Below are 12,775 nucleotides of genomic sequence, written 5' to 3'. Positions count from 1 at the left end.
AGTCAACAGGAATCTTATTTTTACACTTCCTCAATGGCCGCTTAAGAAAAAATCTCCACTATACTATTGCAAGTCCATACGGGATTCTCGCGAGGAGATCACCAGTGAATTCAACAAGTGCCTCTTTGGAGACATTGTCCATTCCAGCCCAGATTCTAGGAAGGACTGATACGTACCAGTATAGGTTGATGAGCTTATCTCTGAAGCGGTATCAAGATACGTAAAAGGCACAAGTCTGCTTACTTGAGTTGTCTTGGGTATTCAATGGTACCCGCACAATCATTTGATTCTCGGACAACACAAGGTCTAATGCATGGCTACGTTTTCTCAAGGATTGCATGCGTTAACATGTCATAACAGGCTTTCCAAGCGGCTTCTACTTCCTGGTTCCAGGAATTGCCTAGGCCCTGTTCGAGCGTCCAGAGCATAGCCTCACCGACGGGCTGGTAATGACCAGGTTTGACTCCATACGTTTCATGCCGCTTGACCAAGTCCACTAACTCACTATGAATGGCATCTGGCTGATCGATATGGGACACAATGAAGCTTAGCATAGCCACAAATTTTACGTATTGAGCCTCCATCGGCCCTTTGAATAGCGACCGTATCGATGGGAATTTTAGAAAAAGCCGTTTATAAAAGACGTCACCCAGGAGTTGCGGGTCAACGTCCCGCAGAAGTCGCCAAGTTTTCTTAATAAGTTGGGTTTGCTGATTGGTCATTGTACGTTTACTTCTTGAGCACTGGTCACGACAAAGGACCGACGAAAAATTGCCTTAGCCAAAAATTAGGCTATGAATCGCGTGTTATAGCTATTCAATCGTTGGTGGGGTTACTTTAACTAAGTCTCGGACGGATACAGTTTATGGACGTTTTTGCGTCATTCGTTGCTGAGCCCAACCGGTTCATGGCTAAATCCTTGCAGTTGACAGCGAAAAAGTAAAAATTGGAGCTGTATTCTTAGTATTCTGCCTGCCATGAACGCCCTGATTATTGAAGATGAAAAATTGGTAGCCCTCGAATTGGTCGCCAGCATCGCCCAGGTGGCTCCGGATCTACAGATCATTGCCACGCTGCCCAGCGTAAAAACAGCCTTGCGTTGGTTTGCCGAAAATGCCGAACCTGACCTCATTTTTGCGGATGTACAATTGGCCGACGGCGTGAGTTTTAGCATCTTCGAGCAGTTTCAACTTTCGGGGCCAATTATCTTCACTACCGCTTATAATGAATACGCCATTCAGGCATTTAAAGTCAATGGGGTTGATTACCTGCTGAAGCCCGTTGACCGGGACGAATTGAAGCGGGCTATCAGCCGGGCTAAGTTGCTCGTAAACGCCAAAGCCAACGTAGCACTCGACGTACAGAAGTTGCTCGAAGCCCTTAATTCGTCTACCAGCGCCCGGTCGTCCTACAAGGAACACTTTCTCGGGAACGCCCGTAATAGTTGGGTGCCCATTAGGATAACAGACATTGCCTACTTTATGCGTGATCAGTTGAATTTCATGGTCACCAACGCGAATGAGCGCTACATTCTTGATTATGAAACCCTCGACCAGATCGAGACGCTGCTCAATCCGACCCAATTCTACCGGGCCAACCGGCACTGCATCGTCAATATTGACGCTGTGCAACAGGTCAAAGGCATGGCCAACTTTAAACTCAACGTAAAGCTTAAAGCCCCCAACCACCAGTTCGACATCGAAATTAGCCGGGATAAGGCCCCCTCGTTTAAAAAATGGCTGGAAAAATAAGGATTGATCGCTGGATACGTATCGGACTGCTGGTTTGGCTGATTGGCTGCAACGGCTGGCTTGACGCACAAGACCAACCGGCGCACTATGAATTCCATCACATTCAGGAGAAGGACGGGCTTAGTGTTAACATTATCAATTGCTTTTTGCAGGATCGCGATGGTTTTCTGTGGGTCGGTACCTATGATGGCGTAAATCGCTACGACGGTAATCAGTTTGTTCAATTCAAACACAAACGTATGGATAGTCACTCCTTGCTGAACAATACGGTACATGATCTATGCGAAGATCAGCAGGGGAACATTTGGATGGCGGTTGAGGAAGGCATCAGCCGCTACGACAAAAAGACCGGGAAGTTTACGAATATTACAACGGTTAACACGCGCGCACTGGGCTTATGTAATAACATTCTCTGCGATCGTACCGGTGACATCTGGTTTACCAGCAGTCGAATTGGTCTTTTCCAGTATACTATCCAGACGGGGCAATTTAAGTACTTTCCATATGACTCAACCAGCAATCCCCTAACTACCAGCAGCTATGTTTCCAATAACGGCCTTCTTGAAGACCCTTCGCATAATGGCTTGTGGGTGGCTGATGGCTATGGGCTGCATTATTTTGACCGGAATCGGCGGCAGTTCCTGAATCACCGCAACAATCCCCAACGGCTACCCATCTTCACCAGGCATTACGTCTCAGCCCTAGCGCTGGATGGCGACCGGTTGATTTTTGCGGATAATGATGCGCACCAGATTATCATGTATAGTCTTTCCAATCAGCAAATCCTAAAAACCATTACGCCCATTAGTCGCCAGTCGAACCGGGCGGTTTTTGATATTGCTACCATTTTCGTGGATCGGAAGCATAACCTCTGGACCAGTTCGTGGAATCACCTTTTGTTTCATATTGCGGCCGAATCAGGAGAAATTACCGAGCTGGAGCACGACAAGTCTCGCCCCACTTCCGTTGCGGGGGCTTTTTTCTGGTCAGCCTGGCAACATCCCGATGGCTCCATCTGGCTGGGTACCGTCAATGGCATTTCCTATACGAATCCAGAACGGGCTTTTTATAGTGTTTACGATATTGGCTCGCTATTTCCACCCCTCAATGATGAACGGGGTATCCATTGCCTGGTCGAAGATACCGATGGGTCCTGGTGGATCGGCACCTCCATGCGTGGTCTGTTGCATTACTCCCCCCAAACGGCCCGGCTTGACGTATATAAACTGCCAAACGCTACGGCAGAACATCCCTACGGTAAAGTACTCTCTTCGCTCTCGATCGCGGGTGATATGTTGTATCTGGCGGGTGAAACGAACCTGTTTACCTTTAATAAAGTCAATAAGACGTTTTCCAGTCTGCCCCTTCCGGCCCCTATCAGGCAACGTAAAGCCAGACTCTGGAATATCCTGAAAGATGGCCATTATCTATGGGCAACGGGTGAGTCGACGTGGGTATTTCGCTATCATATTCCGACCCGGCAATGGGAATCGTATCCGACTCTGCCCGCAAACACTCAACGTAGCTATATGCTCAGCTACCTATTTAAGGATCGCAAGCAGGGAACCTGGGTTGACCTTTACCCAGGTGGCATCGCCCGATTTTCGACCCAGCAAAAGGCGTTTATCGTGGATGAACACACCCGCGACAAGCAATATTTAAACAAAGTTTCGTCCTTTGCGGAAGATTCGGCGGGTAACTTCTGGATGAGTACCAACGGATATGGCTTAGTACGTTACAATCCACGAACGCATCGCTATGCCAACTGGACGGAAAGCGAAGGTCTGGCGTATGACCACAGCCTGGCGGCCTTACCCGATCGTTTCGGTAATATCTGGGTCGGCTCCTACAACAAGTTTTCGGTCTTTGCGCCACAGACCAATCGATTCCTAAATTTTTCGCTCCCCTACAGTCCCGACAACCTGGAATACATAAACCACTTGATTCCGCTACGGAATGGCCACATTCTAGGCTCGCTGAAAGGCTATCTGGTCGAATTTTCTCCCGAAAAATTGGTCAAGCAACCCGCTTATCTGCCGGCCAAAATCCTGATTAGTCAGGTCAATGTAGGCGATACTATCTGGCTGAATCATCGCGATTTAGCCGGTGTAAGCCTAAAAGCGGGCGAAAGCGCTTTTGCCGTGCATTTTGGCACCCTTACGTCAGCTTCCGAACCAACATTCGACTATGTCTATCAGCTTGACGGCTATGATGAGGATTGGAAACCAGCCGCCGATGCTCGCTACGCGGTCTATACCCGCCTGCCCGGCGGCGATTATACGTTTCGGGTAAAAGCCGTTCTTGCCGATGGTCGGTCCATACCAGCCAGTACGTTAGCCATTCATATTGATACGTATCTCTACCAGAAAAGATGGTTTCAGGCGCTACTTGCGTTCGTTGTGTTCGGACTTGTGATTGGCTTTTTGCGTTATCGTGCCCATCAGCGTGATCGACTGCATGATTTGCAGGTACAGGCCAGTCGGCTTGAACGGGACAAGACCGAGATTCAGTATCAAAACCTGATCAATCATCTGAATCCACACTTTTTATTTAATAGTCTTACCTCGCTCAACAGCCTGATTAATAGTAGTCCTCCGCAGGCTTCGGATTTTCTGCGGAAACTGTCGATTATCTACCGTTATATTTTACAAAACAAAGATAATGAACTCGTTACGTTAGAAAGTGAACTAAGTTTTGTCCAAAACTATATTGACCTGCAAATTGCCCGCTTCCAGAAAGACCTACAAATTCAGGTTAACGTACCAGAAAATTACCGCACGCAACGAATTGTGCCGGTGACGATTCAGAACTTGCTGGAAAATGCCATCAAGCACAACGTGATCGAGGAAGAGAATCCGCTGGTGATACGTATTTACGCCGAGGGCAGTTCCCTGTTTGTGGTCAACAACCTGCAAAAGAAAAGCTTTGTGGCAACGTCCAATAAGCAGGGACTGGCTAGCCTGAAGTCACTTTACCAGTACCTGAGTCGGCGCCAGATTGAGGTGCAGGAAACGGCAACCCAGTTTGTCGTAAAAGTGCCGCTGCTCTAACGGCACTTTCATAATTACTTTTTCAAATCGGCTCATTACCAATTTACTACGGTTCATTATCGATTCTACGTGGGTAAGTTTATTTCTTTTTGTCAGCCGTTCGGATTAGCCCAACTTGCTGGCAAAAATTCCGGCAACCATGCTTAGCTATATAATTTTCGCCATCACCACGTTATTCTTTCTCGGCTTATCGCTGCTGACGGCCTCCAGGCCTAATTTAAGTGGGGACAATGCGATGGGTTACGGTCTAGGATTAGCTGTATTGGGGTTAAGCTTTGCAGTCAGTGGTTTAGCCCTTACCCTAACGATTCTAGCCAAAAATGGATTTCAGTGGGTGGCCAGCGATGCCAGTCTGCGTAGCGCAACTGTTTTGCTGGCCTGGCTATGCATTGCTGCTACGACGTTTTTCTGTGCGATGTTCAAGTGGGAGTGGCATAGTGACGATGATAATACGTATCCACAGTTTTTGCAGTGGCTAGCCTTGCATCATGGGCAGCTCTGGATTCCGCTGCTGTGGCTGGTAACTTGCTTTCTGTCGCTGGGCGGCTCCTGGCAAACTACTTTGGTGCTCATTACCTATAAAATCCCCTTCTTTATAAGCCTGCTTATCAGTGTTGTGTATAGTGGTGGATTGGTCGTCGGGTACTTCCGCGATTCGGCTAGGCAAGCCCTCGTTAAACAGGCCGGTGAACAGGAGCAGCAAGATCGATGGCGACAGCAAACCTTGGACTTCATTGCCACTCAGACGCCCAATGATCCAATGATCCATTTGCTGATTCACACCGGTCAGTTTCAGCCTACCGATGTTCGTCAGGCAGCTATTGCCAAAGTAAAAGCCCATCCGGAATGGGAAGCCGAACTGTTAGCGTTATTAAAACATAAACAGACGTATCGGCAAGTGTATTATTTCCTGGATGGTAACTCAGTAACCAATAAAAAAGCGTTTGCCGAAGCGCTAAATCAGAGCATTCTTTGGTTGGCCGAAACGATAAAAACGAATATAAAAGAAAGCAATAATCTGCAAACCTGGAGCTTCGATTCAGATGGGATTGACGAGTTATGTCAAGCCATCGATGGACAGTTTCAGAACAAGGGTGTCGATTTTCGCTCTAATGTTCAGCAGCTCAGTCAGGCATTAAAGACAAGCCCGCCCGACCGATTCAAAGACGTTCGATTTAACGTTACCCGTGAGGTTGATACGTGGTTGAACCAGCACAAGTGACTATCTAGTAGCCCATTTTCAACAAAATCCGCCAGTCAACGTAGTAGATTCTGCTTCGTATGCATACAGATCAATATACTTTCCAGTCCATTTGCTACGTAGCGAAGTGCTAGTAATTCTACTCGTTTCTAAGCTGGTTTTGCACCCAGTTGTTGGGTCAGTTCCCCCTCCAGGGCTAACAAGTAGGGCTGCCGCTCGGCGGGGGAACCTTTGGTTAGGTTGACAGCTTCGTTCAAGGTCTGCAATACGTCAGTGCGGCCCAGTAGCTCGAGCAGCGCTTCGGCGCAGTTGCAGCGAATGAGGTAGTCTACTTCATCGCGTTGCAGCACCCGGAATAGCGTCCAGCCGGCCTGCTGCAACATAGCCTCCTCAGCCAACGTATGCCAGATCATATTATACTCGCCATACTGGCCCAGCTCGACGCGGTGTAAAATATCCGTAACGGATAACTTACCATACCGGTCCTGTTCTTTCCCGGCTGCCCGTTCGTGTTGCTCCTGCCAATCGTAGTTTGGCGCCTGGTCCTGTTGATTCAGTTCCATAATTGTGCTTCAGGTATGTTATGATTTTAGGAATGAATAGGCAACGCCAAGCGAGACAAGTAACATGGGTAAGCCAATAACGGCCCGAGCAATCGGCACCAGCTATAAGCTCATAAACGTTTGTTAAGGGTCACTCAAATCTATAGCTAATGCCAGCCTTTTGAGCCGCCAAGCAGAAATAGAATGAGTAAAAGCACCGGCCAGGCCAGATAGGATAAGGCCAGAACCCCAAAGCCAGCCCCTGGTTTAGTATGTAGGATAGCCAGCCAATACGCCCACCACAGCAGACCTAGTATGGTAGCGCAGCCCAACAGGAATGGAATTCCTTCTCTGGCTGTATAAGCGGGACCAGGAGGAAACAGCAGCGAGTAAAATGTCATGACAAAATAAAAGGTACTAATTAGGCCGTTGATAATCAGCGGAATACAAAAGAGAATTTTAATAATAGGTTGCATAGCTGATCGGGTTAAGTTCTATCGAACGAAGGGTCGTTCCAGATGGGCGGGTCGCATTAATCATCGTTTCAGCCAGCAATACGTAGCAAGCCGTCCAGGCTTGCTGTACCTCGGGTGTCCAGTCATCCGGCAGCGCTTTTTCGAGCATCCAGAGTAAGGCCTGACCAACATGAACGTAGTGTTGCTCCGTGACGTCATAGCACTCCTGGCGCCGGGCCAGTGCCGTTACGTCCTGTACAATGCTGTCTACGTTGTGGAGCTTACTGACAACGTAGGTCAGCATGGCCATCAACTTAACTGACTGCTCGGGCATGGCCGTTCGACTGAACAGTGGACGTACCCCAGGAGCGATCTCGAATAAACGATTGTAAAATAGTTGCCCAACTGATTCGGGCGTTACGTTGGCGATCTGCTGAAAGGTCTTACGGACCAATCGGGCTTGTTCAAACGTCATGAGTCGTTACTTACGTTTTACGAGGCAAAACTAGGATCAGTCGTCAGCCCATTCAAAGAAGAGTTGGTAAGGTGTACTTTATGGTTAACAGACGACGCAGAAAACCCGATGAATTGCGAAACAACCGATCATTTGACTCGCCAAATTTTTCTCTTTTCGCCTTTCTAATCTCCTACGAGCCTTTTTTACCGTTTGACAATTCGTTGGAGACTACCTACGATTCATTGGTTTCTGTTGGCGATTGATGTTGAAATTGTTGAATGCGGCCAGACGGATAACTCAACTTTGGCCCGTTAATCAGCCCAGAACGGGCCTGACAGCAATCTCATCATTCACAAAACACAAAAACAACACGTACCAATGAAACGCTTTTTGTTTTCGTTTACCCTGTTCACCACAATCAGTCTGTCTTCCTGCCATAAAAACCCTAACATCGCGCCTACCCTACCCAATACAGACTCATCCGCGCAGACTCAGCTAACGGCGATCAACGGGCATGACCGCACACCACTTACGCCCCGGCTCGTTAAATACGGGAGCCGAACACTCAGCTATGATACCCAGGGTCGGCTGATAAAGGCGGTAGACGCCTATCAGGAACGAACGTACGAGTATACATCAAATGAGCTGTCCTGCGTAATCAAGCAGGATGGAAAGGTTCAAGCTATCCTCAAATACACGCTGAATGCCAAGGGACGATGCGAGAAAATTTGGCTGAACCGGACTATTTATGACGGCTACGATGGTAAGATTTTGTCTAATGACTGGCATAATTATCTGCCTATCTATGATTTGAAAGGCCGACTGAGCCAGATCCAGCGGGAAAATAGTCTAAACTTGCCTTCCTTACGGTACGAGTTTTCGTACAATACGGACAATAATCTTGTGGAAATTAGATTCCTCGAAAATAACAAGCTATCGAAACGTCAACTTTATAGTTATGATAAGCCTTATACAGGTGCTTTACAGGTGGATAAAGATCCCCTGAATCCTTCTCTTCCCCAGACTTCGGGACCGGTTCCCTTTGAGACGTATCTGTTGGATCTATACGTCGATGTCTTCGGCCAATTTCGCCAGCACTTAGTCCGCTCGTATCAGGAAGAGATTGCCGGTAAGCAGTTAGCCAATTATTATTTTACCTACAAACTGGGGGATAACGGCTACGTGATGGCTCAGGACGCCTATAATGGAAACACCAACGTATATAAGAGTACGTTATTGTTCGAGTACAAAACTCCCTTCCTTGTTAATCCGAACCTGTAACGGGTTACAGGAGGTGTACGTACTGACCAATAGTAGTTTGGATGGTCAATAAGCGCATCGATTCAACTCAACCAACTTACGATTCGTGGCCCGCCTTGCGTCAATCGATGCCAAATTTTTGGGAGGGGCGGGCCATTGAATCTCTCTTGTCCTTAGCAAACGCTCATGAACCATGACTAACACAACTACGTTAATGAACACTCAACGATCACTCCCTTTTGGAAGACTACTTAGCACATTTATATGCCTGCTGAGCAGCTTGCTATTTATTACTTCAGCACAAGCTAAATGGCCTGCTCGGGCTAATGGTACAATCGTAACGGTAACCGTTACGGAGGCTTCTATTTGTCCAGGTGGTAAGCTTTCGTATAAATTTACGACACAAGGCACGTTCAAAAACGTACAGTTCAGTATTCTCCTATCGGACAATCAAGGTAACTTTAGTGCAGGCAAAGATTTTAGACTGCTGGAAACGTTAACGGCAAACGAACCCAAAGAAGGTATTATCAAGTTGCCTTATGACGTAGAGCTGGGTACGAAGTATGTAATAAGAATAGATGCGGAAGACCCTTACGTAGTTAACTCAAAAATCAGCGCTCCATTCAGCATTATTACGCCAATTGGCAAGCCAATCGTTCAAGGTACTTCGTTCTGCAATTTTCAGCCTATAAATGTTCAGCTGCCAGCCAATTGCTCTTCTGACAATCAAATGCACCAGTTCGAGCTATCGGATGAAACTGGAAAATTTCCGGGTCAGAAAATGGGCGGCTATTTTTTTAAAACGGGGCTTATCCCCTTTCCAAATCCTTTTGGTCTTAAAGCGGGGACGTATAAATTACGCGTGGTAACCACTATTAATGGGTCAATCAAAAGTTACCTGAGCGAACCCAGCGACCCATTTACCATCGAGAATCTGTCATTTGCAGGCGCACCAACCCTTACGGGTATTCCTGCCTGTCCGGAAGGAAGCATCGAAATCAATTTTAGCGCCACGTGCAACGGAGCCGATTTACTAAGTGGACAAATTAATTATCAGGTCATTCTTTCGGATGCGAGTGGCAATTTTGCCAACGCCCAACTAATTGCACAGTTGACCAAACCCGGAACTGCATCCGTTAAATTACCGCCTGGGCTATCAGGCAATCAATACCGTGTAAAAATAAAAGGGATGGGAAATGGTGTTGATATTGAAAGTCCGGCCAGTATTCCCTTTTCGATAAGTGGTGAGGTGGGCGGCAATTTTACGTCCGTGACGCTTAAAGAGGCTCAATACTGTAGCGGATCCACTGCTTTGGTTGAGATAGGCGTGGGATGTCCGTTCCCAGAGGGGACCTTAGCACTGGTGTATGTTTCGGACGCAACAGGAAGCTATACTACCAGTCAGCCTCAACCCCTTTTCGTTGAGTTACAAAATAATAAATTTAATGCACCTGTATTATTAGCCCAACTTGATACCAATTACCAGGTATTTAACTTATTACCTGATGGAAACCAATACCGAATTAAAATCGAAGCCATCGCTTCGAATGGTACGTTCGCAACCATAGAGAGTCCGACATTTACGATTAGTCAGGCAGCCTGCGCCAGCCAACCCTTGCAGGTCACTCCCCAACAATTGAGCAACTTTACCACGCAAACGGCTGCTCCTTCGGCTACCCAATCGGTAACCATCCAACAGGCTAACCCAAATAGCTCATTCACGTATTCATTTTCCGTTCCCGACGCTTATGAAATATCGTTTAATGGCGTTGCTTATAGTTCAGGACCGATCAACGTTGAGCCACCTCTTAGCAAATTCATTACGCAGTTTCCTCTCCTAATTCGCTTGAAGAAGGGCTTAATGCCAGGCACCTATCTAGGCACCCTGTCGATTGTGATCGGGCTCGGAACAGGTGAATCCAGTTTCATACCGCTCTCCGGTGTTGTTACCGATGACAATTCTGGCGGGTCAAACCTAGCTCCGATTTACAATGGCTCATTCACCAGCCAGACGGTTAAACATAATACCGTGGTAAACATACCCCTTCCTGCCAAGGCCTTTACGGATCCTGAGGGTCAAGCCTTGACCTGGTCAGCTACGGGCTTACCTGATGGTTTATCACTCACTGGCCAGGCGATTACGGGTACGGCTCCTGCCTTCTTGGGCCTTGATCTTTCCTACAACGTTACTATCACGGCTACCGATCCCGGCGGATTATCTACCAGTGGCAGTTTCCAACTCACCGTTTCCTCCGCAGGCGTATCTCAGGAGCCACTCATTAGCGTTTTACCATCCTCGTTGAGCGGTTTTTCGACAACCCCAGCGGCTCCGTCCGATACCAAGGTCCTGACGATTACGAAAATCAATACCTTTGATACCTTCGAACTAGGTTTCCAGTTACCGACGGGTTACGAAGCGAGCTTTAACGTAAACGGTCCCTATTACGACGAAGACGATGCCCCTTTTATCAACTGGACGGCCCTCGACATAAGCACTAAACAGCTTTACGTTCGGCTGAAATCAGGCTTATTGCCAGGCAATTACTTGGGTACTATTGGAGTAAATACTAAAGTATTTGGAGTTATAAAGGAAGTTTTAGCTCCAGTCAGTGGCGTGGTTACTTCCGGGCCAGTGGGCGGTAGTTTACAACTCTTGGCTCCCGATTACAACTGCCAGAGTGGTGCATTTACCTTTAAAACCAGTGGGGGTGATGGCTCACCAATTGAATTTATGGCCATCGGCATTACGGGCTGGACGACAAACCCGGCCCAGTTCGTTGATACCGAACTACGTACTGCGGCCGATGCAAAACCCCTTTTGCTACGGGCCCGCCAAAAGAACGTAGCAGGCGTTTGGGAAGAAACGTCGCTGACGTGGGATATTCGGGCACAGTGTCCAGTGGGAAATAATCCGCCAGAGCCAGGTGGTTCGCTGCAACTGGTGGCACCAACGTACAACTGCCAAAGTGGTGCATTCACGTTCCAGACTACGGGCGGCAACGGCTCGGCAATCGAATTCAAAGCCATCGGCATCACCGACTGGACAACTACTCCTAATCAATACGTTGACGCCGAACTACGTACGGCAGCTGATGCCAAACCTATTCTGCTTTGGGCGCGTCAGAGTGGCAAGATAATTACCTATTTGTGGGATATCCGGGCGCAGTGTCCAATCAGCAATAATCCACCCGATCCCAACGGCGGTACGTTGCAACTGGTAGCGCCAGCGTACAATTGCCTAAGCGGAGCCTTTACGTTCCAGACAACAGGCGGTAACGGGTCAGCTATTGAATTCAGAGCTATCGGCGTTTCGGATTGGACAACAAACCCCAATCAATATGTTGATACCGAACTACGTACTGCCGCTGATGCAGCACCGATTTTACTACGTGCCCGTCAGAGCGGAGTGGAGGTAACGTATACGTGGGACATTCGGGCACAGTGCCCCGTTGCTGGTGCGCGTCTGGCAGCCCGTGAATCGGCTGATTATTTGAATAAGCTGGACGTAGTGGTTCTGGGTAATCCGCTGACAAAAGACGAGATTGAAATGGAAATTAGGGGCGCAGAAGGCCAGTCCCTTTCGCTGATGGTTGTCAACGCGCAAGGGTATTTGATCGCCGAACAAAAAGTCGAGCGGGCGCAGGCAAATGAACGACAGACGATTAATGTCCGTCAACAAGCGTCGGGTGTACTGTTACTACGTGTCAGCAGTATGCATAGTAGTAAAACGGTCCGAATCATTAAACCCTGATTCAGGTGCGTTCCCCGGCTCAGCAACCGGAGCCGGGGAACGCTTTTTACCAGCGATGCAAATTCGTCACTACGTTGACTGTGCTCAAGATAAATCGATCTGATTTGCTACGTCAGGTCATTTTGCCCAAATAGCGACCGCTCGATTGATTCTCTGCATCAAGTATTTACACCGGTCAGATTGATACGTCGTCAGCTCAACCCATTACACAATCGCGTTATTTACATGAAATTAAGGGGTTAAGCAAAAGTAATGGTGTATTCTTGACCGACCTGACTTAGAATGCGCTCGACCGCTTTGCGCAGGCT

10 protein-coding genes are annotated in these 12,775 nt (G+C 47.9%); 6 read left to right on the top strand and 4 right to left on the bottom strand.

The genetic code is table 11. The features are described 5' to 3' along the window. Positions 1 to 317: 317 nt before the first annotated feature. Positions 318 to 722 carry a globin domain-containing protein gene (locus tag IC229_RS35030; RefSeq protein WP_190893684.1) on the bottom strand — a complete coding sequence of 135 codons (405 nt, stop codon included), beginning with the start codon at positions 720 to 722 and terminating at the stop codon, positions 318 to 320. 255 nt (positions 723 to 977) lie between these two features. Between IC229_RS35030 and IC229_RS35025 the strand changes: the two genes are divergently transcribed. From IC229_RS35025 to IC229_RS35015, 3 genes are all read left to right on the top strand, one after another. Further along, complete coding sequence (locus tag IC229_RS35025) at positions 978 to 1,751, top strand: LytR/AlgR family response regulator transcription factor (RefSeq protein ID WP_190893682.1); 774 nt, start codon at positions 978 to 980, stop codon at positions 1,749 to 1,751. After that, entirely contained in the window at positions 1,736 to 4,801 is a 3,066-nt protein-coding gene (locus IC229_RS35020) for a ligand-binding sensor domain-containing protein (RefSeq protein WP_190893680.1), read from the top strand. The genes IC229_RS35025 and IC229_RS35020 overlap by 16 nt, the downstream gene beginning before the upstream one ends. Before the next feature lie 139 nt (positions 4,802 to 4,940). Continuing rightward, positions 4,941 to 6,023 (top strand): hypothetical protein, encoded by a 1,083-nt coding sequence (locus tag IC229_RS35015; RefSeq protein ID WP_190893678.1) that lies wholly within the window; start codon positions 4,941 to 4,943, stop codon positions 6,021 to 6,023. Positions 6,024 to 6,151: 128 nt separating this feature from the next. Here IC229_RS35015 and IC229_RS35010 read toward each other — a convergent pair whose 3' ends face one another. From IC229_RS35010 to IC229_RS35000, 3 genes are all read right to left on the bottom strand, one after another. Next, a complete protein-coding gene (locus IC229_RS35010; protein WP_190893676.1) occupies positions 6,152 to 6,565 on the bottom strand; it encodes a hypothetical protein in 414 nt (137 codons plus the stop codon). 146 nt (positions 6,566 to 6,711) lie between these two features. After that, the gene (locus IC229_RS35005) at positions 6,712 to 7,020 is read right to left on the bottom strand and encodes a hypothetical protein (RefSeq protein WP_190893675.1); all 309 of its coding nucleotides are present in this window, start codon (positions 7,018 to 7,020) and stop codon (positions 6,712 to 6,714) included. Then, positions 7,004 to 7,474 (bottom strand): globin domain-containing protein, encoded by a 471-nt coding sequence (locus IC229_RS35000; protein ID WP_190893673.1) that lies wholly within the window; start codon positions 7,472 to 7,474, stop codon positions 7,004 to 7,006. Before IC229_RS35000 ends, IC229_RS35005 begins: the two co-directional genes overlap by 17 nt. 360 nt (positions 7,475 to 7,834) lie before the next feature. Between IC229_RS35000 and IC229_RS34995 the strand changes: the two genes are divergently transcribed. The 3 genes from IC229_RS34995 to IC229_RS35880 all read left to right on the top strand — a co-directional run bounded on the left by IC229_RS34995 (position 7,835) and on the right by IC229_RS35880 (position 12,601). Then, complete coding sequence (locus IC229_RS34995) at positions 7,835 to 8,737, top strand: hypothetical protein (protein ID WP_190893671.1); 903 nt, start codon at positions 7,835 to 7,837, stop codon at positions 8,735 to 8,737. Positions 8,738 to 8,930: 193 nt separating this feature from the next. Further along, positions 8,931 to 12,467 carry a putative Ig domain-containing protein gene (locus IC229_RS34990; RefSeq protein ID WP_190893669.1) on the top strand — a complete coding sequence of 1,179 codons (3,537 nt, stop codon included), beginning with the start codon at positions 8,931 to 8,933 and terminating at the stop codon, positions 12,465 to 12,467. Positions 12,468 to 12,472: 5 nt separating this feature from the next. Further along, positions 12,473 to 12,601, top strand: a complete 129-nt coding sequence (locus IC229_RS35880; RefSeq protein WP_262893433.1) for a hypothetical protein — start codon at positions 12,473 to 12,475, stop codon at positions 12,599 to 12,601. Positions 12,602 to 12,775: the final 174 nt, after the last annotated feature.

The sequence above is a fragment of the Spirosoma profusum genome (assembly GCF_014699005.1).
In the GTDB taxonomy this organism is placed as follows: domain Bacteria; phylum Bacteroidota; class Bacteroidia; order Cytophagales; family Spirosomataceae; genus Spirosoma; species Spirosoma profusum.
Note: the sequence above shows the minus strand (reverse complement) of the source record. Positions and strands in the feature narration are given on the sequence as shown.

Bases quoted from the DNA above. Each gene is read 5' to 3' on its own strand.
- IC229_RS35010 (WP_190893676.1), bottom strand. From the start codon at position 6,565: ATGGAACTGAATCAACAGGACCAGGCGCCAAACTACGATTGGCAGGAG.
- IC229_RS35000 (WP_190893673.1), bottom strand. From the start codon at position 7,474: ATGACGTTTGAACAAGCCCGATTGGTCCGTAAGACCTTTCAGCAGATC.
- IC229_RS35025 (WP_190893682.1), top strand. From the start codon at position 978: ATGAACGCCCTGATTATTGAAGATGAAAAATTGGTAGCCCTCGAATTG.
- IC229_RS35005 (WP_190893675.1), bottom strand. From the start codon at position 7,020: ATGCAACCTATTATTAAAATTCTCTTTTGTATTCCGCTGATTATCAAC.
- IC229_RS34990 (WP_190893669.1), top strand. From the start codon at position 8,931: ATGAACACTCAACGATCACTCCCTTTTGGAAGACTACTTAGCACATTT.
- IC229_RS35015 (WP_190893678.1), top strand. From the start codon at position 4,941: ATGCTTAGCTATATAATTTTCGCCATCACCACGTTATTCTTTCTCGGC.
- IC229_RS34995 (WP_190893671.1), top strand. From the start codon at position 7,835: ATGAAACGCTTTTTGTTTTCGTTTACCCTGTTCACCACAATCAGTCTG.
- IC229_RS35020 (WP_190893680.1), top strand. From the start codon at position 1,736: ATGGCTGGAAAAATAAGGATTGATCGCTGGATACGTATCGGACTGCTG.
- IC229_RS35030 (WP_190893684.1), bottom strand. From the start codon at position 722: ATGACCAATCAGCAAACCCAACTTATTAAGAAAACTTGGCGACTTCTG.